This window comes from uncultured Winogradskyella sp., from assembly GCF_947496485.1.
Lineage (GTDB): Bacteria > Bacteroidota > Bacteroidia > Flavobacteriales > Flavobacteriaceae > Winogradskyella.
This window is the reverse complement of the sequence record NZ_CANMCZ010000001.1, coordinates 430579-453710: the sequence shown is the minus strand read 5'-3', so window position 1 is coordinate 453710 and position 23132 is coordinate 430579. Positions and strand designations below refer to the sequence as shown.

Below are 23132 nucleotides of genomic sequence, written 5' to 3'. Positions count from 1 at the left end.
CACAGTACAGGATATAATATATTATTTACAAGGCTACATTGTTCTTCAAATTATTTTAAATGGATTTTAAAAGGTTAATTTGTTTCGTTTTAGTTCTACTTTCTCTTGAAGTAGTCTATTCACAACAAAGCAATGCTAACATTTTAGTGTTCTCAAAAACAGAAGCTTTTCGGCATAAATCTATTCCTACAGGAATTAAATTCATGACCGAGTTAGCTAAAAAGAATAATTGGAAAATTTCATTTTCTGAAGATTCAAACGATTTTAAAGAAGAAAACTTAAAGCAATATAATGTCCTTGTTTTTTTGAATACTACAGGAGACCTCTTTGATGAAAATCAAAAAAAGACAATAAAAAAGTATATGGCCAGTGGTAAGGGTTTTGTTGGAATTCATGCGGCATCAAATACCGAAATGCAATGGCCTTGGTTTACAGAAATGATTGGAGCTACTTTTAAGGATCATCCTAAAGTTCAAAATGCAAAACTTTACATCGATAAATCAAGTGAACATCCAGCAATTAATCATTTAAAGGATACTGAAGTTTTCAAAGACGAATGGTATAATTTTTTAAAACCTGTTGGCAAACATGTCAATGTTTTAGCATCTTTAGATGAAGATTCTTATGAAGGAAAAAAAATGAATACTGATAATCATCCAATTACATGGTATCATCATTATGATGGAGGACGTGTGTTTTATACAGGAATGGGACATACTAACGAGATTTATAACAATTCAAGGTTCGAAAAATTAATACAAGGCGCTATACTTTGGGCAGCAGATATGGAGCAAATAAAAAAGCTTTCAACTAAAAAATGGACGCATCTTCTTGAAGGTGATTACACCAAAAATTGGGATGTCTTTATTGGAGCGCCTCACGCCTCAGTTAAAGGCTTGGATCATGTTGATCCGAAAAGTGATGGTAAAAATGCCGAGCCTTTAGGTTTAAACAACGATCCAAAAAATGTATTCACTTTTAAAAAAGAAAATGGTGAAAATGTGCTTCATGTTTCAGGTGAAATTTATGGGGCATTAACTTCAAAACAAGAATATGAAAATTACCATTTGAAATTACAGTTTAAATGGGGAGAACAAGTTTGGGAACCAAGATTAACAAGAAAAAGAGATAGTGGTATTTTATATCATTGCCATGGGTCTTATACTGCTTTTTGGAATGTATGGATGGCTTCGCAAGAATTTCAAGTCCAAGAAACGGATGTGGGTGACTACTATGGGTTAGTGGATGTGTTAATAGATATTCCTTCGGAGAAAGAGGAGGGAGAAAAAGAATTTATTTATTCAAAAACTGGTACCTTAAATCCTTACTCTAGTGTAGAACGCTTTCCTCTAAACCATTGCAACAAAGCTTTTGATAATGAAAAAGACCGTGGCGAGTGGAATACACTTGAATTGATTTGTTTTGAAGGAACAAGTTTACATGTGGTCAATGGAAAAGTAGTCATGGTATTATATAATTCGAAATATAAAAATGCAGAGAACCAGATTGTTCCGCTTACAAAAGGACGTATTCAAATACAATCTGAAGCAGCAGAGGTTTACTATAAAGATGTTCAAATAAAATCTATAAACCGTATTCCCAAAAAGTTTAAGAAGCAATTAAATTAATTTTTAGAGTTTATCCATAAATGAAATATTACTTAGGATTAGATATAGGAAGTTCATCAATCAAAGCTGCTTTAGTTGAGTTTGAATCAGGTAAGAGTTTAGGTGTGGTGCAAGAACCTAATGAAGAGATGGGAATGTTTGCACAAAAAAACGGGTGGGCAGAACAAAAACCAAACGACTGGTGGCTTCATGTATGTAATGCTATAAAAAGGTTGAAAAAGCAATATAATGTCAGTAGGAAGCAAATAAAAGGCATTGGGATATCTTATCAAATGCATGGATTGGTTTTAATTAATAAAGATGGTAATCCACTTCGCAAAAGTATTATTTGGTGCGATAGTAGGGCCGTAGAAATTGGAAATAAAGCCTTTGAAGACATTGGTAACGATAAATGTTCATCACGACTATTAAACTCACCAGCAAATTTCACCGCTTCAAAATTAAAATGGGTGAAAGAAAATGAACCAGACATTTACAAAAGCATTTATAAGTTTATGTTGCCTGGTGATTATATAGCGTACAAGTTTTCAAATACAATAAACACAACAATATCTGGATTATCAGAAGGTATCTTCTGGGATTTTAAAAATAATAGTGTAGCAGATTTTCTTTTAGAATATTATGGTTTCGATACAGAACTTGTGCCAGACATTGTTGAAACCTTTGGTATTCAATCTTTAGTAGATAAAAAAGGGGAGTCTGAAAGCGGTTTGGCTGCAGGCACGCCTATCTATTATAGAGCTGGCGACCAGCCAAATAATGCACTTTCCTTAAACGTGTTTAATCCTGGAGAAGTGGCTGCAACGGGCGGCACATCTGGTGTTGTTTATGCCGTTACAAATAGTTTATCAGTAAAAGAAAGCGCTCGAGTTAACAACTTTGCACATGTAAATTACAAGAAAGGTGAAGATGCAAGAATTGGGAAACTGTTATGCATAAATGGTGCTGGTATTCAATACCGTTGGTTATTAAATAATCTATCAGTGAGTTCTTATGAAGAGATGAATAATTTGGCATCCGAAATCCCTGTAGGTTCGGATGGTGTGTGTCTAATTCCTTTTGGAAATGGGGCAGAGCGTATGCTCGATAATAAAGAGATAGGGACACGAATCGTCAATATGAATTTAAACAACCATCACAAAGGACATATGTGCAGAGCAGCATTGGAAGGCATTGCATTTTCATTTGTATATGGTATGGAAATTATGACATCAGATGGTATAAAACCAAGCGTCATTCGTGCCGGAAATGATAATTTATTTCGTTCAGAAATTTTTACAAATACCGTAGCGACATTAATAGAACAGGAAATAGAAATTTATAATACTACAGGTGCTATTGGAGCTGCACGAGCTTCAAATTTACATAAAGGAGATTTTGAAGCATTTGGGAAAATAATAATGGATAACGACCACGTCATGACATTTATGCCTTTTAAAGATAAGACGCCTTATTTGGAAGCTTACAACAACTGGAAAAAAGAATTAGAACTAATATTAAATAAAGTATAACACAAAATAAATTATAATGGCAATTATAGGAAACAAAGAATATTATAAAGGAATCGGTGAGATTAAATATGAAGGCAAGGAATCAGACAACCCTTTGGCCTTTAAATATTATAACCCAGATCAAGTGGTTGCTGGTAAAACAATGCGTGAGCATTTCAAATTCGCCATAGCGTATTGGCACACCTTCTGCGGACAAGGAGGAGATCCTTTTGGTCCAGGAACACAAAATTTTGCTTGGGATCAATCTTCTGATCCAGTTCAAGCTGCAAAAGATAAAGCAGATGCGGCTTTTGAATTTATAAGCAAAATGGGATTTGATTATTTCTGTTTTCACGATTACGATTTAATTCAAGAAGGCAAAACATTTGCCGAATCTGAAGAGCGTTTGGCTACGATTACAGATTATATTAAAGGTAAACAAGCAGAATCAGGTATTAAACTATTATGGGGAACAGCCAACTGTTTTTCTAATCCTCGTTATATGAATGGTGCTTCAACCAATCCAGATTTTGATGTGGTTGCAAGAGCAGGAGGTCAAGTCAAATTGGCATTAGATGCCACTATTAAATTAGGAGGAGAAAATTATGTCTTTTGGGGAGGACGAGAAGGTTACATGTCTTTATTAAATACAGATATGGGACGAGAGTTAGATCATATGGCTCAATTTTTAACGATGGCAAGAGATTATGCAAGAGCGCAAGGTTTTAAAGGCACATTCTTTATAGAGCCAAAACCTATGGAGCCAATGAAACATCAATATGATTTTGATTCTGCTACGGCCATTGGTTTCTTAAAAGAATATGGTTTAGATAAAGATTTTAAAATGAATATAGAAGTCAATCACGCCACTTTAGCACAACACACAATGCAACACGAATTAGCAGTTGCTGCCAAAGCAGGTATGTTAGGCAGTATAGATGCCAATAGAGGGGATTATCAAAATGGTTGGGATACCGATCAGTTTCCAAACAATATTCAAGAAACTACAGAAGCTATGTTGGTATTCTTGGAAGCTGGAGGTTTACAAGGAGGAGGAATTAATTTTGATGCTAAAATCAGAAGAAATTCTACAGACATGGAAGATGTATTCCATGCACATATTGGTGGAGCTGATACCTTTGCAAGAGCATTACTTATTGCAGATAAAATTATGACGTCTTCGCCTTATGAAAAATTGAGAAAAGAACGTTATGCCTCTTTTGATTCTGGAAAAGGAAAGGATTTTGAAGAGGGTAAATTATCGATGCAAGATTTGTATAAAATCGCGCAAGATAACGGAGAACTTCAATTACAAAGTGGTAAGCAAGAATTGTTCGAAAACATAATTAATCAATACATTTAAATTTGAAGACCTTTCGGGTTTTTATAACTTGAAAGGTCTAAATAAGTATAAAAACTAACTAACTAAACACACTATGGGAACATCTGCAAAATCAGGATATCTTTTAAAACTAACATTGGTAGCTACTCTGGGTGGACTGCTATTTGGGTATGATACAGGAGTAATTTCAGGAACAGTAGGTTCCTTGGATAGCTTTTTTGTAACTCCTAAAGGGTTGTCAGAAAAAGCTGCAAGTGCTTTTAAAGGTTTTATAGTGTCAAGTGCCCTAATAGGTTGTATTATCGGAGGACTTTCTGGTGGACTTGTTAGTAAAAAGCTGGGCAGAAAAAAAGGATTAATACTTGCCGCAATTTTATTTTTAATATCTGCCCTTGGATCTGCAATGCCTGAGATGTTTATCAAACCAATAGGGGAATTAGACCATACATTCTCTACAATCTTTGTTTTTTATAGAATTCTTGGTGGTATAGGTGTGGGATTAGCATCTATGCTATCGCCACTATACATTTCAGAAATTGCACCAGCTAAAAGTAGAGGTCAATTGGTGTCTTATAATCAACTGGCCATTGTTGGTGGCTTTATGGTGGTTTATTTTGTGAATTATTTTATTTCAAGAGGCGGAGGTTCAGACGCTTGGTTAAATGAAGTAGGATGGCGATGGATGTTTGCATCAGAAGTTATACCTGCTGGAATATTTCTAGGACTGTTGTTTTTTGTGCCTGATACACCACGTTCATTAATGCTTAAAAATAAACCAGAAGAAGCATTAGATGTGCTTATAAAAGTCAATGGAGAAGATGAAGGGAATCGAATATTAGAAGAAATAAAAGGATCTGTAGTACAACACTCTGGTAAGCTTTTATCTTTTGGATGGTTGGTGATTATTATTGGGATAACACTATCAATTTTTCAACAGTTTGTTGGAATTAATGTGGTGCTATATTATGCTCCAGAAATTTTTAAGAATATAGATCCAAATACAGATGGTGCGTTGCTACTTACTATTATAGTTGGTATTGTTAACTTTCTATTCACCATAATAGCAATTAGAACCGTAGATAATTATGGTAGAAAACCATTGATGATCATTGGAGCTTTAGGGATGGCCATAGCCATGTTTTCATTAGGATTTGTGTTTTATGGTGGAGCAACGGGCTATTTAGCCTTGGCATGTATGATGCTTTATGTAGCAAGTTTTGCTATGAGTTGGGGACCAATAACTTGGGTTTTACTGTCCGAAATATTTCCTAATAAAATTAGAGGTAAAGCTATGGCAATAGCTGTAGCAGCTCAGTGGATATCGAATTATTTAGTATCACTCACATTCCCGATGATGGACGATAACACTTATTTAACAGAGCAGTTTAATCATGGGTTTGCCTATTGGATTTATGGTGCTATGTCTTTATTGGCGATGATTTTTGTTTGGAAATTGGTGCCTGAAACAAAAGGAAAAGCACTGGAAGAAATGGAAGGTCTTTGGGAGAAATAAAATATAGTCAAAAGTTTAAGATGATTTTTAAAAATTCAAAGTCGAAACTTCATTTTACAAGACAGTTCATTAATTAAAAAAATACTAACAAATAAAAGGTCGCTTAGTGTAATCTATTGTAAATATGAGAAATAGATAGAAAAACAATTTTAACAGTATAGTACAGGATACTTTACCTTTTTTTTATGTTGAAATTTGTTAACATATCTTTATGATTTGACTTTGTGGCATTATCATAATGAAATATAACTAACTATACGTTGAAATTTAAACTGAATATATGAAACAAAAATTTAAAAAGCAGTTTCCTGGTTCTGGGTTAGCATTACTACTGGCAATAGTGTTTTCCAGTTTTACAGCTATAAATTTAGAGGCTCAGAATACGGTTTCTGGTGTTGTAAAGGATGCTAGTGGGATGCCTATACCAGGTGTAAGTGTAGTACAAAAAGGAACTACTACAGGTACATATACAGATTTTGATGGAAACTATTCCCTTGAGTTAACTTTGGGTGATGAAATTTTACTGTTTTCTTATGTAGGTTTTAAAACTCAGGAAATTCAAGTCAATGGTCGAACAACAATCAATTTAACCTTAGAAGAGGATGTGGCAAGTTTAGATGAAGTAGTCGTTATTGGTTATGGTACCCAGAAAAAAGAGAGTGTGGTAGCTGCTATTACGCAGATAAAAGGTGAGGATTTGATGGAAAGGGCTGCTGGTGTAGCCAATGTTGAAGAAGCATTACAAGGTAATTTACCAGGTGTTACCGCTATACAAGGTAGTGGTGTTCCTGGAGAAGATAATTTGAAGATTTATATTCGTGGTAAAAGTTCATGGAATACTGATGGCGACCCTCTTGTACTTGTGGATGGTGTTAAGAGGTCAATGAACGATATAGATATGAACGATATAGAAAATTTATCGGTGCTTAAAGATGCTTCTGCTACGGCGGTTTTTGGCGTGGAAGGCGCTAATGGGGTGATTTTAATTACCACTAAGCGAGGTCAAACAGGAAAAGCGCAACTGTCGCTAAGTATTAATTCAACCATTAAAACCGTTTCTCAATTACCAAATAAATTAGATTCTTATGATGCTTTTTTAGAAGCAAATAGTGCTATTTTAAGAGGGATAGCTCAAGCTCCCAATACATGGAATAATTATACACCATTAGCTGTTGTAGATAGATATCGTAACCCTGCAAGTTTAGAGGAAAGTTATATTTATCCTAATGTTGATTGGGAAGATGAATTGTTGAAAGATTATGCACAAGATTATAGAATTAATTTGTCTGTACGTGGTGGTAATAAAACGGCTAAATATTTTGGCAGTTTAGCGTATCAAACTGTAAATGATATTTTTGATGGTGGTAGATACGATAATGGAAGAGGCTATTTAGGTGAGTATCGATATGATAGATTTAACTTTAGAAGTAACATAGATTTTAATATTACAAATACTACTGAGTTGTCTGTTAATCTAGCTGGTTTTTTAGGTGTTAGAGAGAGTCCTGGTGGCTTAGGTAATGTAACTAATGGACTTTATTTAATAGCGCCAAGTCTTTACACGCCTGTATATCCAGATGGGTTGTATGGAAACCCCTTTAGTTATTTTAATGTATACAATAACCCTGTTGAGTTTTTATCAGCTCGTGGTTATGACACTTTTAGACAATTTCAAGTCAATACAGATTTTATACTAAAACAAAAATTAGACTTTATTACTGAAGGCTTGTCTTTTCAAGGACGATTTTCTCTAGATAATAGTCAGAGAAGTAAACAAAGTTTAAATGATGGAGGTGTAATTTATAGGGTTTACAGTAGTGATGGTGTAGAGGAAATTCTTATTCCAGATAGCAATACCAGATTTGGTTATGTGCGACCACCATGGACTTTAGGAAATTCACAAGTAGAGGATAACCAACGAAGACGTCGAATGGTTTATGATGCTTCATTGAATTATAACAAAACTTTTAATGAAAAACATAACCTAACAGGGCTGTTCTTAGTTAGAAGACAGGAGGCTGCAAGTGGCACTGGGCTTTTCGCTTTTCCAACATACCGAGAAGATTGGGTAGGTAGGGTCACTTATAATTACGACAAAAGATACTTTTTAGATATTAATGGTGCTTACAATGGCTCAGAACAATTTGGACGAGGATTTCGTTTCGACTTATTCCCTTCTGTAGCAGTAGGTTGGACACTCTCAAACGAAGCCTTCATGGAAAATGTAGATTGGCTAAATTTACTAAAATTTAGAGGATCCTATGGTCTTATTGGTGATGATAGTTTTATCCAAGCAAGTAATGTAATAGGAAGATGGAATCATCTTACGCAATGGGGATCTGGTGGATCAGCATATTTAGTACCAAGTGCTTATCAAGGACTTTCGCCCTACACGTTTTATAGAGAAAGTGTTGTTGGAAACCCAAACCTTCAGTGGGAGGAAGCTGTTAAATATAACATAGGTGCTGAGTTTAATTTATTTAATGGTTTATTAACCGGAGAGCTAGATTATTTTGCCGAAGATCGTAGTAAAATTGTAATTGTTAATACTCAACTTTCACCAGATTTTGTGGGAGCAAGCCCTCCGCTTGTTAATAGAGGTGTCGTTGAGATAAGGGGTTATGAGATTGTTCTTGGTTCCAGTTATACTTTTGATAACGGTTTAACACTATCTGGTGATTTTAATTTTACTCAAGCTATAGATGAAGTAATAGTAAGAGATGATCCAGCATTGCGGGCTGCTTATCTAAATGATGCTGGTTTTAATATTGGGCAAGGAAGCACAGGGATTCCTGCAGGTATATTGACTAGTTGGGACGATATTTATAGTTCAACTCCTTTAAATGAAAATCAAAGTACAGTACGTCCTGGGTATTATGATCTTGTAGATTTTGATGGAGATGGTGTTTATAATTCTAATTTCGATAATGCACCTTTCGGTTATCCAAACCAACCTCAAAGGACTTGGGGCCTTACTCTAGGCGCGCGATACAAAGGGTTTAGTATTTCAGCGCAGTTGTATGGTACCCAAAATGCGTCTAGATTGTTCAGTAACCAAACGTTTAGTAATTCAACACCGTTAATTTTTGAGCAAGATTTAGATTATTGGACCGTAGATACGCCTAATAATACAGATACTCAACCATCATTTGGAGTTCCGGGAGCCACTAATCCTAGAGATAATTGGTTAGATGCGTCATTAACAAGGCTTAGAGCTGTTTCTTTATCTTATGATATACCAAGAGAGACCTGCGAAAAACTTGGGTTGAAGAAACTTCAAATTTTTGCAAATGGAAATAACCTGTTTTTATGGTCTAATTTGCCTGATGATAGAGAGTTTAATACTTCAGGTGAAGCGCGGTCAAGAGGGGATTATCCTACCTTAAAAAGATTTAACTTTGGTTTTAATATGAATTTTTAAAAAAGAAAAATGATGAAAAGTTATAAACTAAAAATAGTATTAATCTTAGGATTAGTATTCTCGTTTTCATGCCAGGACTATTTAGATGTAGAACCAGATGCAGTCATAGATGAAGAAGTGGTTTTTTCTACCTTTACAAATGCGCAAGGTTTTGTTGAAGAAATGTATGCCTTAGTAGTGTCTTATGAACAGCAATCGCATACCTTTCAAGATTTCCTTTTAGGAGATGATGGATTTGTTGATAGGCCTACAAAAGCAAGTGGTGATATTGATGCAGGAAGATTCACTGATGTGATTAGAGATAATTTTTGTTACTTAAATAACCACTACAATTCTAATTATGGATCAACAGGTACTAACTCTGCTAATGTAGAAAATAATAACTCATTTAATAGACAAAGACCAGGGTTATATGATGGCAGCTTACGTGGTATCCGTAAAGCTAATATTGTAATTGAGTATGTTGAGAATAGGGATTTAATGGTAAATGCCACTCAAGCAGAAAAAGATGTTATTCTTGGACAAGCTTATTTTTTTAGAGCATTTTTCCATAATGAGATTATGAAATTTTGGGGGCGTTATCCATATATTGATAGAGTTTTAGTAGATGATTTTGAAATACCACGCCCAGAGACCTACAAAGAAAGTGCTTTACGAGCTAATGAAGATTATATAAAAGCCATTACATTATTACCCGTAAATTGGGATCAAGAGCCTTATGGACAACTAACACAAGGTGAAAATAGAGGTAGGCTTACTAAAGGTACGGCATATGCTTTTCAAGGTAAAAACTTACTTTTAGCCGCAAGTCCCTTAATGAAAGGTAACAATGTAAGTGTAAATCCATATGACTATGATACAGAGTTATGTGATATGGCGGTCGAGGCTTTTTCAGGAATTCTTCAATTAGCCGACCAAGGACGTTATGCATTAGCGTCTTGGGAAAACTACGATGATGTGTTTTGGAGATCACCAGCACCTGGTACATGGCCAGGAAGTACAGAATTTATATTTTCTGCAACTGGTGGGAGTCAAGGGCAGGCTACAAGATTTATGGCATCAGGAGTAAGTAGAGCTATTCATACCAATTCTGCTGGATATGAAGTTATCAGTCCTACACATAATTTTATTCATAACAATTTTGGTATGGCTAATGGGCTATCTATTGAAGATGATCTTAGTGGTAATTTTGGACCACCAACTTACGATCCCACTCAGCCTTTTGCAAACCGTGATCCACGTTTTTATAAATGGCATATCATTGATGGACAAGTTATAGATCCTGGAGCTGACGATCCGCATAAGACAGCCCAGCTTTGGTTTGAAAATTCTGGTAATAAAGGTGTCCACCGTAGTTCTGGTGCTGAAAACATTAAAATAGTAAATAATACAGGGTATATGTGGACAAAATTTTACCCTAAAGTTGACGATAAGTATCATACGAGATGGAATCCTATTATAAATCAATACACCGGAGTACGAATGCATATGAGACTTACAGATGTTTATTTAATGTATGCAGAAGCATTACATGCTTCTAGCGGTGCAACAGCAATCCCTAGTTCTTATGGCTTATCAGCAGAGGGCGTGATTAATTTATTACGTAGTAGAGCTGGTATTCCTAATGTAAATCCTGCTATAGTCGGGGATAACAATAAGTTTATGGATGAATTAAGAAGAGAAAGATCTGTAGAGTTAAGTTATGAATCACATCGATGGGTTGATATTAGACGATGGGGAGTAGCCCATTTAGATAAGTATAGAAGAAAATTAGCCTTAGATTTTCCGCAAGACCAAAGTAATTTCACAGAAACACTTCTTGTAGATAGAATTTGTGAGTTCCCTAAGCATTATTGGTTACCATTTCCAGTTGCGCAAACACAAATTTACGAAGGCTTTCCTCAAAATCCAGGATGGTAGTGGTAGTCTTTGATAAATTCGCTTTAATTAATATAAAGAAAAAAATGAAGATAAATAAATTATATAGGTTGCTTACTCTATTTTGCTTAATGCTGTTTTGCATTGGTAATGTTGCAATGGCTCAAACTGATGGTGTAGAGGTAACAGCAACTGTAGTTGATGAGCAAGGTAACCCCATAAGCGGAGTAGATATTTTTAGCTCAAATGGAAATAAGACATCTTCGGATGTTAACGGACAGTTTAAAATTACCTTACAAGATGATGAGTCTGTCGTACTTGAAAAAAAGGGTTACATATCAGCCATTATTACTATGTCTGATTTAACTGGCAATATTACCATGAAAAAATCTCCTTTCCTTGCTTCAAAAGATGACGAATTAAAGATGGGAGTTGCCACTAAATATAGGCGTGAGATTGTTGGTGCAGTATCCTCAATTAACACAAAAGACCGATTAACTTATGACAATACCCAACGGGTTAGAGATTATATTAACGGACTCCAGTTAGGGGTTAGAGGTTCTGATAATATTAGAGGTATAGGAGGTGTAGGCGATGCTGTTTTTGTTATTGATGGTGTCATTGGTCGTGATCCTAATATTCTAAATATGGAAGAGGTTGAGCAGATCACTGTACTTAAAGATGCCAATTCTGTTGCCTTATATGGTAGTCAAGGAAGAAATGGTGTTATTGTTATTAATACCAAACGTGGTAAAGCTAACAAAAAAGAAGTCAATGTTAATATTCAATCTGGTATTAGAGCGCCTATCTCTTTGCCCAATTATTTAGGTTCATCTGCGTATATGACACTTTTTAATGAAGCAAGAAATAATGACGGGTTAGATGATTTTTTTGCACCATCACTTATACAAGAATTTAGAACAAGTTCTAATATATACAAATATCCAGATGTAGATATTTATTCAAATGAATACGTTCAACCTTTTGTCAATTTTACAAATATTATAACTGAGTTTTCAGGTGGTAATGATAAAAATCAATATTATGTTAACGTGGGATGGAATCGTGAGGATGCATGGGTGGATATCAATGAAGATATAAATTCAGGAACTAACCGTTTTAATGTAAGGGGTAACTTGGATTTTAAAATAAATGATTGGATTACTAGTAGTCTTGATGGAATTGCAGTTATAAGCACAACCAAAGGGTCTAGAGCCGATTTATTGAGCGCAGGAACTACGTTAAAACCAAACGCTTATTCACCATTTTTACCAATTGATTTAATAGATACTAGTGATCCTACACTTGCAGGACAATTACTAGCGGCAAACACGTTTAATGGAAATCTTTTAGGGTCAACTCAACAGTTTGGATCAGATGCACCCATAGCTTTAGCTATTGCAGGTGGTTATCGAAATAGAGTGTTTCGTTCTACACAGTTTAATAACACCATTAATTTTGATTTAGATAGAATAGCAAAAGGCTTATCAGCTAAAACCTATGTAAGTTTTGATTTTTTTGATTCTTATGATTTAACTACAGAGAATCAATTTAAAACCTATGAACCAATTTGGGATGGTGATAACATAACAGGTCTTGCTGATTTTGGTATAGATTTAAAAGATCTAGAACAAAACACTACTACCAATGGTTTTTTATCTCGCTTTGGTCTTTATGGACTTATAAACTATGATACCTCTTTTGCTAAGGACCATTCTTTAAATACCACTTTATTAGGTTTTTATAATTCACAAAGACGAAATGATGTTATTCAAACAGATGTTGATGCGCACGTAGGCTTTCAAATGGCTTATGACTTCAAAAAGAAACTATTTTTTGATTTTACAGGAACCTATATTAATTCAATAAAACTACCGAAAGGAAATAGAGGCGCATTTTCACCAACGTCTGGTATAGCTTACATTTTAAGTGAAGAACCTTTTTTAAAGGATAGTAAAGTTATTAATTACCTTAAGTTAAAAGCTTCTGGCGGTATTTTAAAGTCAGATCGAGGTATTACTGCGCTTAATGCTGGTGGTACTGTTAATAATAATGCTAGCGCTTACTATTTATATGATGTAAACTATTCTTTTGGTAACAATGTTGGTTGGGCTGATGGTAATACCAATCGAAGAATAGATATTACACAAGGAGAAAATCTTGATTTAACATTTGAAGAGCGTATAGATTTAAATTTAGGTTTCGAAACATATTTAATGAATTCGCTTTGGATAGAAGCTAATTACTTTAAAACAGAATTAGACAAACAAATAACATTCTTACAAGATCAATTCCCGTCTTTTTATGATACATTTAGACCGTATAATAATTTTAATAAAAACTTATATACAGGTTTTGAAATCGGTATGAATTTCAATAAAACTTATGAAGATTTTTCAATTACTGTAGGTGCAAACGTGCTATATAGTCAAACTGAAAGAGTTATAAGATCTGAATTATTTACTGAAGATTATCTGCAAACACAAGGAAGAGAGATTTCTACAATTTTTGGATTAGTTGATCAAGGTTTTTATGCTGAATCAGATTTTGATACAAATGGTAATTTAAATGCTGGTTTACCTGTGCCTCAATTTGGTAACGTTCAACCAGGAGATATAAAATATCAGGATTTAAATGGAGATAATATTATAGATAATGATGATAGAAGAGCAATCGGGCAATCAAGTAGCCCATGGACGTATGCGCTAAACCTTAACTTAAATTACAAAAGGTTCAACCTTTTTGTTTTGGGTGTAGGTCAATCTGGAGCTGACGGTAATAAGTTAAATAATAGTTTTAACGAATATTATTCAGTAGATGGTAATGATAAATACTCGGAAGTCGTTTTAGGAAGATGGACACCAGAAACTGCAAGTTCGGCAACATACCCTAGGTTATCATCGCAAACAAATCAAAATAATTTTAGACAATCTACGTTTTGGCTGTTCGACACGAGTTACTTTAGCATTAACCGTGCACAGTTAACATATGAGTTTGAGGATGCCTATTGTAAAGATTTAGGTCTTGAGGATTTAAGTCTAAATCTTTCTGGAACTAATTTGTTTGAAATAGGTAAAAATAGAGATATTCGTCAGCTAAGGATAGGAACAACACCACTAGCTAGAACTTTTACCTTAGGTATAAGAGCATCATTTTAATAGAATAAGAAAATTAAGACAAATACAATGAAGAATTTAATAAAATATATATTAATTGTGTCTGTATTTACTGGCATGATTGCCTGTGATACCTTAGAACCTATTGAAGAAAACAGGTTGGATTTTGATTTTATTCTCTCGGATCCAAATGCAGCAGAAGGTGTGTTATTAAACGGATATACGGGCTTGGTTAATCAATATTCATTTTCTGAAGCAGCTACTGATGATGCTGTTAATAATATTTTAAATAACAACTATAAGCGAATGGCGCTTGGTGAGTTAAATGCGCAATTTAACCCAGCAGCCCGTTGGGGTAGTTTTGAACGTGTATTCTGGGTAAACAGATTCTTAGAAGTTATTGAAACAGGAGAAACACAATGGAGCAGAGATGCATTAATAAACACCATGTTTGAAATGCGCTTGAAGGGAGAAGCATTGGCATTAAGAGGGTTACATCATTATTATGTGCTTCAAGCGCATGCTGGTATAGGTGAATCAGGACAATTACTCGGTATTCCATACTTTACGGAGTTTATTGAACCAGATGGTAACTTTAACGTACCTCGTTTATCATTTGAAGCTTCTGTTCAGGCTATTATGGCAGATTTTGATGCCGCACTTAATTTATTACCAACAGATTATGGTTTAAGCGCAGGACAAGTAGATCCATGGTATTCAGATTTAGAAAACTTTGAATTTGATAAATATGGAATAGTAAATGATAACTTTTTTGATTTACGTCTTTCAGGAAAAATAGTAAGAGCATTAAAAGCACGTTTAGCACTTTTTGCAGCGAGCCCGTCGTTTTTAGATAGTCAAAGCTATTATGATATGGCAGCAACTAATGCTGCTCAAGTTTTAAATACTATTGGAGGTGTTGCTGGTTTAGACCCAAGTGGTAATGAGTTTTATACATCTGATGATAATATACAGAGTAATGAATCCCTTTGGCGTGGGTCTATAGGTGGTAATACGTTTAACTATGAAGAACGTATGTTTCCACCTTCAGTGAATGGAAATGGTGAGATTAATCCAACACATAACTTTGTAATGGCATTTCCAATGCAAGACGGCTTTCCTGCAACCGCGGCTAATGGTTTCGATCCGCAAAACCCTTATGCTAATAGAGACCCTAGGCTAGAAAAATATGTTATTGTTAATGGCGCTTCTTTTGGAGTTGGAGGCGATATAATTAATACTGGTGTTGGTGGAGGAAATGATAGGTTAGATTCTATTCCTGAGCAGTCTACAACTACTGGATATTACCTTAAAAAATTGTTACGTCCAGATGTTCTTATTAATAATAATGGAACTGCTCAAGGTCAAAGTCATGCTAATGTGTATTTTAGATATACTGAATTGTTTTTAATATTAGCTGAAGCAGCTAATGAAATTGGTGGTCCAGACAATCAAATTGATGGTATTACCGCTCGTGATGTGATAGCAGCAATACGTAATAGAGCAGGAATTTCACAACCAGATAATTACCTAGCATCTATTACATCTCAAGAGGATATGCGAGAGCTTATTAGAAATGAACGTCGTATAGAACTAAGTTTTGAGGGACATAGGTTTTGGGATATCAGAAGATGGGGATTACCGTTAAATGAACCAGCTAAAGGTTATTTTTTTGACGGAAATAATTATATTGAGTTGCCATCTGTGGAAGTTAGAAATTATCAACCATTTGCAACTTATATGCCTATTCCAAATACTGAGATTTTAAAGTTTTCTGAACTCGAGCAAAATAATGGCTGGTAGGATAATGTGTATTTTATAAGAATTAAAAAAAATTAGACATGAAAATAAAATTGAAATTAATATTAATAACCGCTCTGGTCTTTAGTGTCATAGCTTGCGAAAATCAGGAAAATGATTTTGACGACTTCGGCTCAACTTCAGTGTATTTTCCTTTTCAAACGCCCGTAAGAACGCTAATTCAAGGCAAGTATGATTTGGGTTTTAACGATAACGATAATAATGGACGATTTGAAATCGGTGTCGTCATGTCAGGAGTTTACAATAATGATATAGATCGAAGAGTACATTTTGAGTTAGCTCCTGAATTAATAGATGCGGCTGCTTTAGGCGTAGATACTGTAAATGTTAAGATCTTACCAGCTTCTTACTATACTATTGAACAGGAAAGCCCAGTAACAATTCCTTCTGGTGCTACAGATGGGCGTATTCCGGTACAGCTTTCAGATGCCTTCTTTGACGATCCCCTGGCATTTGCAGAGTTTGAAGAAGTGCATTATGTAATTCCTTTAAGAATTACAGATTATGAAGAACTAGATTCGCTTTTAACAGGTGTTCCTTTAGTGGATAATCCTATTAAAATAAGAGATGAAGATTGGGATCCATTACCAAAAGATTATACGCTTTTCGGTATTAAATTTATCAATAAATATGATGGTATATATTTAAGACGCGGTGAGGATGCAGCTTTAGGTTTTAACGAATCGGTTACGGTTTTTGAAAATGGGGATCCCACAGAAACAGTATCAGAGACCATAGATGGCTCTACAGTTTATAGAGCAGAATTTGTTGTGCAAGATGAACTTATTCCATTAGCAACTTCAGGAAGGAGTGAAGTAACTACTACTATTGATGTTAGACGACCTGGTATTGCTACTGACGTTCAGTTATCTTTACTATTGACATTTAACGATAATGAAGAAATTACTGTTTCTAATGCTGATCCAAATAGCAATATTACCGTAACCGGTACAGGAAGCTTTGTAGAAGATGGAGATGAATGGGGAGGGGAAAGTCGAGACGTAATTTACTTAGATTTTCAATACGTAGAACAAGATGTTGAAGTCACTCAGGAATTCTTTTTTGGTTCATTAGTTTCAACAACAACATCAACATTTGAATTAAATCATCAGGTAAATGATACTTTAGTTATTAGAGACAGAAACGTGAGATTTGAGGAATTTGTAGTTGATTTAACAGTGGACTAAAAGTTCTGTGTATTTAGTCAATAGGCTCTAATTTTAACTAAGTAGTTTTAAGAATAAATCAAGCCCTTCATTATAATCTATATAATGGAGGGTTTTTTAAATAAAAATAATAAATAAGCCATATCTTATACCAATCATCATTTTCTCTTACAGTAATTTCAAATGGTAAATGGTATTAACTAAAAATAATTTAAAGTGAGACAATTACAATCCATTGCATCAGTAAAATATAGTATTCTAATTATAGTTTTTTTATTTTCTTGTAAAAGTGAACAAGATAAAATACCGTGGGTAGATCTTATCAATAACAATTCTTTAGAGGGTTGGAATATTAAAGGAGGTGAAGCAAAATATATAGTTGAAGATGGAGTCGTTATAGGAACAACAGCCGCGAATACACCAAATACATTTTTAACTACTAATGAAATGTATGGAGATTTTATTTTTGAAATTGATTTTAAAGTCGATTCTACCATGAATTCAGGGATTCAGATTCGCAGTAATAGTGTACCATATTACAGAGAGGGAATGGTTCATGGGTATCAAGTAGAGATAGACCCATCAAAGCGTTCTTGGAGTGGTGGTATTTATGATGAAAAACGACGTAAATGGCTACATACTCTAGAAAATAATCAAGAAGCGCAAAAGGCCTTTAAACAAAATGAATGGAATCACTACAGGGTTGAAGCCATAGGCGATACTATAAAAACTTGGATTAATAGTGTTCCAGCGTCTTATTTAATTGACGATAAAACAGCTAGCGGTTTTTTTGGTTTACAAGTGCATTCAATAGGAAAAAATAAGGATAAACTTGGTAAGCAAGTGATGTGGAAGAACGCTAAGATTCTAACAGAAAATCTTTCTAAATATACTACAAAGTCAACTTTACAACCTGTTGTTACAAAAAATAACCTTACTGTAAATGAACAAAAATCAGGCTGGCAAATGCTCTGGGATGGCAAAACTACTAATGGATGGAGAGGTGCTAAATTAGATGCATTTCCTGATAAAGGTTGGGTCATAGAAAATGGGGAACTTATTGTCTTGGCATCTGGAGGCGGAGAATCTGAAGCAGGTGGTGATATCGTAACAACAGAAGATTATAGCAATTTTGAATTACAAGTAGATTTTAAACTAACACCAGGAGCCAATAGTGGTATTAAATATTACGTCGATACCGAAATTAATAAGGGTCCAGGTTCATCGATTGGTTTAGAATATCAAATTTTGGATGATGAATTGCATCCAGATGCTAAATTAGGTTCTCATGAAGGCAGTAGAACGGTTTGTTCATTATACGATTTAATTCAAGCAAATCCTGAAAAACCAATTAAACCAATTGGTGAATGGAATACCGCATACATAAAATCAATAGATAATCATGTTGAGCATTGGATTAACGATGTTAAGGTTTTAGAGTACGAAAGAGGAAGTGAGGAATTTCTAAAATTAGTTTCAGAAAGTAAATACAAAAAATGGCCTAATTTTGGATTGCTTGAAAAAGGACAAATTCTTTTACAAGATCATGGAGATAAAGTGTCCTTCAGAAATATTAAAATCAAAGTTCCAAAAATAAAGAAATAGTAAAATGGGAAATAATCGTAGAGATTTTATAAAAAAGACAACAGCAGCAGCTATTGGAGTAAGTTTAACAGGTGGTATTAATGCCATGTCTGCAAAAAGCTATAATAATATTATTGGAGCCAACGATCGTTTAAATGTTGCGATAGCTGGCTTAGGACGACGGTTAAATGCTTTTAAATCACCAATAGCATCGAAAGAAAGTAACGCAAAATTACTCTACTTATGTGATGTTATGGAGAGCCAACGCCTAAAAGCCTTAAAAGGCTTTAGAGAACATATCAATTATAATCCTGCTTTAGAGAATGATATTAGAAAAGTATTAGACGATAAAAATGTAGATGTATTAATAAATGCGACACCAGACCATTGGCATACACCAGGTTCAATCATGGCGATGAAAGCAGGGAAGCACGTGTATGTAGAAAAACCATGCAGTCATAATATGCACGAAAATGAACAATTGGTGAAAGCCGCAAAGCACTTTAATAAAGTGGTTCAAATGGGTAATCAACAACGTTCGTCTGGTCATACCATTGAAATTATAAAAGAAATCCATAACGGAATCATAGGAAAACCATATAAAGCTGTAGCTTTTTACAACAACGGTCGAGGTAAGGTGCCAGTTCAACAAAGTGCTGCTATACCAGAAGGTCTAGATTGGGAATTATGGCAAGGACCAGCACCAAGACGAGAATATACCTCTGAAACATGGAATTACAATTGGCATTGGTACGGTTGGGATTATGGAACAGCCGAGGCAGGTAATAATGGAACCCACGAGTTAGATGTGGCACGTTGGGCTTTGCAAGTCGATTTTCCTCAACATGTATATGTTGAAGCAGAAAAGCGTCATTTTTTAGATGATGGTTGGGAAATGTATGATGATATGGAGGCGACGTTTAAATTTGCTGACAATAAAGTCATTAAGTGGGATGGTAAATCTAGAAATAGTTATAGTACTTATGGTGGGGGACGAGGTACCATAATTTATGGCACAGAAGGCTCTGTGTTTGTCGATAGAGGTAAATATATCTTATATGACCGTAAAGGGAAATTAGTTAAAGAATATAATTCAGCATCAAAAGAGGCAGGAAATGCTTTAGGTGGTGGTGGAGATACGTCAACGAAACATGTTCAAAATCTTTTTGACACCATTAGAGGTAAAACAAAATTAACAGCACCAATTGATGATGCTAGTAAAAGTATGGCTATGGTGCATTATGCTAATATTGCCTACAGAATTAATGATGGTTTTGATATTGATGATAAAACAGGTAAAATGTATAACAGGGAAGCCATGAAATTGTGGTCTAGAACTTACGAACCTGGTTGGGAACTTAAACTATAAAATTTGAAAAGACGTACATTCATTAAAAAAACCGCCGCAGCTACAGCAGTAGTAGCTGGATCTTCGTACTTGTATGGTAATGTATTATCTTATGTAAATGCCAATGAAACGATTAATATTGGTGTCATTGGTACAGGGGTTCGAGGTAGCGGATTAATGTCAATTATCAATTCTATTGATAAAGTGAATGTAATTGCTGGTTGCGATGTTTTACCATTTCGATTAGAAAAAGGTTTGGCAAAATCAAATTCAAAAGTTGCAGGTTATTCAGATTACCGAAATCTTTTAGATAATAAGGATATCGATGCTGTTATTGTCGCAGTACCTTTTCATTTACATTCAAAAATTGCGGTTGACGCACTTGATGCTGGTAAGCATGTGTTTTGCGAAAAGACATTAGCAAAAGGCTATGATGGTGTAAAGCAACTCGTCAATAAAGCAAAGCAATCTAAAAACATATTTCAAACGGGTCATCAATATCATAGTTCAAGATTATATACGCATGTGGTAGACCTAATTAAAGAAGGGCAAGTAGGTAATATTACAGCTTTTGAATGTCAATGGAATAGACATGGAAACTGGAGACGTCCAGTGCCTGAGCCTCAATTTGAAAAGGCTATAAACTGGCGCATGTACCGAGAATATTCTGGTGGTCTTACGGCAGAATTAGCTTCGCACCAAATTGATTTTGTGAATTGGGTGCTTAACGAAACCCCAAACCAAGTCATGGGTATTGGAGGTGTGGATTACTGGAAAGATGGAAGAGAAACTTATGATAATGTGCATTTAACTTATAGCTATCCAAACGGAGTTAAAGCAAAATTTACGTACTTAACGAATAATGCTAAAGATGGTTACCAAATAAAAGTAATTGGAGATAAAGGCACTATAATTATTGATATGAAAAATGCTTGGTTTTATCCTGAAGGCCAAAAGAAGAATAGAGTTCTTGGAGATGTCGATGGTGTTAGCGGAGCAACCGTTCAATGGGATAAAGAGAAAGGCTACCAAATAAATGTGGAACACCTAAATCCAACAAAACAAGCCTTATTAGATTTTAGAGAAGGCATTTTAAATAATAAACAACCTAAATCAGATATCATTACAGGTGCAAAAACTGCAATCTGCGTGCAAATGGGACTCGATGCCATGTATAACAATGAAATTGTAAAATGGAACAATAAAATAGTTTTAGAATAATATTTATGTCACATTCAAGATGTCTTTTCTCTGTTTTTATTCTTTTTAGTTTAACACTGCATAGTCAAATAGAACTTCCAGCTTTTTTTGGAGATAATATGGTTTTGCAACAAAACGAAACCGTTTCAATTTGGGGAAAAGACAGTCCTAATAATGCTATAAATATTTCGTCGAGTTGGGGTGAAAAAACTTCAGCAGTTGCTGATTCAGAAGGATTTTGGTTTTCAAAAATTAAAACAAAAAAAGGCTCCTTTGATATGCATACATTAAAAATTGAAGGCAGTAATGTGATAACATTAACCAACATTTTAATTGGAGAAGTTTGGTTTTGTTCCGGACAGTCTAATATGGAAATGCCTTTGAAAGGTTTAGGCAAATCGAAAGTTTTAAACGCAGATAAATATCTACAAAATGCGAACAATAAAAATATTAGACTATTCAATAACCCAAGAACAGCAAGTGTTACTCCTGAATTTGATGTTAAAGGTAAATGGGTTGAATCAAATTTAGAATCTGCAAAATCATTTAGTGCTATTGGCTTTATTTTTGGAAAAGTACTTTATGAAAATTTAAATGTTCCAATAGGGATTATTGAATCATCATGGGGAGGCACGAAAATAGAATCTTGGATACCTAAAGAAAATGTATTGAAGTATGAGAATATCAAAATTCCTAATACTTTACATACAGATCAGAACAAACAAAAAAAGCCAACCGCTTTATATAATGCGATGATCCATCCTTTTCAGGATTTTAAGATAAAAGGCATACTTTGGTATCAGGGAGAATCAAATAGAAAGCAACCTAGCACATATGAAAGTTACATGAAAGATTTAATCGATTCATGGAGACATCAATGGAAAGATAAAAATCTTCCTTTCTATTTTGTACAAATAGCTCCTTTTAACTACGTTAAGAATAAAAATGCTACAAATATGGGAGCTGATTTCATAAGAGAAGCACAATTCAAAATTTCTCAACAGATTCCAAATACAGGCATAGTCATCACCACAGACGCAGGAGATTGTAATGATATTCATCCTTCTAAGAAAGAAATAGTTGCAAAACGATTATCAAAATGGGCACTTGCAGAGCAATACAAGTTGAAAGATTTAAATTATAAAAGTGCTGTCCTAAAGAAAATGTCAACTAAAGACGATAAAATAAAACTTCAATTTAAGTTTCAAAAAAACGATTACTTTCTAAAAACTGAAAACGTAAAAGGATTTGAAATAGCTTCTCAAGATAAAGTGTTTTATCCTGCTCAAGTAAGTTTTAGTAAAAACAAAAAGACCTTAATTATTTATAGTGATCAGGTAAAAAATCCTGCAGCAATACGTTATGGATTTGAGGACTGTTTTGAAAGTAATTTAAAAACAAAATCGGGTTTGCCAATTTCTATATTTAGAACAGATTAGTGGTAAAGTAGATTTTTTTAACTTCTATTTTTATACTTCCTTAGAGCTATTACAATATGAATTAATTTATAAGATTTCATTTCAGGACACAACAGGATAGCTTCTGGGTTTATATATTTTAACTTTATAAGCTATATATTTCATTGAATTATTTATGAAGTTCAAATCTCTTCTATACAAACTAAG

General features: G+C 34.4%; 13 protein-coding genes. All 13 read left to right on the top strand.

Going from position 1 to position 23132, the window contains the following annotated elements; all coding sequences use genetic code 11:
• Positions 1–59: 59 nt before the first annotated feature.
• The 13 genes from Q0822_RS01815 to Q0822_RS01755 all read left to right on the top strand — a co-directional run bounded on the left by Q0822_RS01815 (position 60) and on the right by Q0822_RS01755 (position 22946).
• Positions 60–1628, top strand: coding sequence for a ThuA domain-containing protein (locus Q0822_RS01815; protein ID WP_299119391.1), 1569 nt, complete (start codon positions 60–62; stop codon positions 1626–1628).
• Positions 1629–1648: 20 nt separating this feature from the next.
• Complete coding sequence (locus Q0822_RS01810; RefSeq protein ID WP_299119388.1) at positions 1649–3139, top strand: FGGY family carbohydrate kinase; 1491 nt, start codon at positions 1649–1651, stop codon at positions 3137–3139.
• A 16-nt stretch (positions 3140–3155) separates the two neighbouring features.
• Positions 3156–4481, top strand: a complete 1326-nt coding sequence (gene xylA, locus Q0822_RS01805) for a xylose isomerase (RefSeq protein WP_299119384.1) — start codon at positions 3156–3158, stop codon at positions 4479–4481.
• Positions 4482–4554: 73 nt separating this feature from the next.
• Positions 4555–5973, top strand: a complete 1419-nt coding sequence (gene xylE, locus Q0822_RS01800; protein WP_299119381.1) for a D-xylose transporter XylE — start codon at positions 4555–4557, stop codon at positions 5971–5973.
• 280 nt (positions 5974–6253) lie between these two features.
• Positions 6254–9394: a TonB-dependent receptor gene (locus tag Q0822_RS01795; RefSeq protein WP_299119378.1), complete on the top strand. Its 3141-nt coding sequence runs from the start codon at positions 6254–6256 to the stop codon at positions 9392–9394.
• A 9-nt stretch (positions 9395–9403) separates the two neighbouring features.
• Complete coding sequence (locus tag Q0822_RS01790; protein ID WP_299119375.1) at positions 9404–11314, top strand: RagB/SusD family nutrient uptake outer membrane protein; 1911 nt, start codon at positions 9404–9406, stop codon at positions 11312–11314.
• A 44-nt stretch (positions 11315–11358) separates the two neighbouring features.
• Positions 11359–14430, top strand: a complete 3072-nt coding sequence (locus tag Q0822_RS01785) for a SusC/RagA family TonB-linked outer membrane protein (protein WP_299119372.1) — start codon at positions 11359–11361, stop codon at positions 14428–14430.
• A gap of 27 nt (positions 14431–14457) precedes the next feature.
• Entirely contained in the window at positions 14458–16191 is a 1734-nt protein-coding gene (locus Q0822_RS01780) for a RagB/SusD family nutrient uptake outer membrane protein (protein WP_299119371.1), read from the top strand.
• Between the two features lie 38 nt (positions 16192–16229).
• Positions 16230–17396 carry a DUF5627 domain-containing protein gene (locus Q0822_RS01775; RefSeq protein WP_299119367.1) on the top strand — a complete coding sequence of 389 codons (1167 nt, stop codon included), beginning with the start codon at positions 16230–16232 and terminating at the stop codon, positions 17394–17396.
• Between the two features lie 213 nt (positions 17397–17609).
• Entirely contained in the window at positions 17610–18980 is a 1371-nt protein-coding gene (locus Q0822_RS01770) for a DUF1080 domain-containing protein (protein ID WP_299122238.1), read from the top strand.
• A 4-nt stretch (positions 18981–18984) separates the two neighbouring features.
• On the top strand, positions 18985–20328 hold the full coding sequence (locus tag Q0822_RS01765) for a Gfo/Idh/MocA family oxidoreductase (protein ID WP_299119364.1): 1344 nt from the start codon (positions 18985–18987) through the stop codon (positions 20326–20328).
• 3 nt (positions 20329–20331) lie between these two features.
• Positions 20332–21528 carry a Gfo/Idh/MocA family oxidoreductase gene (locus tag Q0822_RS01760; protein ID WP_299119361.1) on the top strand — a complete coding sequence of 399 codons (1197 nt, stop codon included), beginning with the start codon at positions 20332–20334 and terminating at the stop codon, positions 21526–21528.
• Between the two features lie 5 nt (positions 21529–21533).
• The gene (locus tag Q0822_RS01755) at positions 21534–22946 is read left to right on the top strand and encodes a sialate O-acetylesterase (protein ID WP_299119357.1); all 1413 of its coding nucleotides are present in this window, start codon (positions 21534–21536) and stop codon (positions 22944–22946) included.
• Positions 22947–23132: the final 186 nt, after the last annotated feature.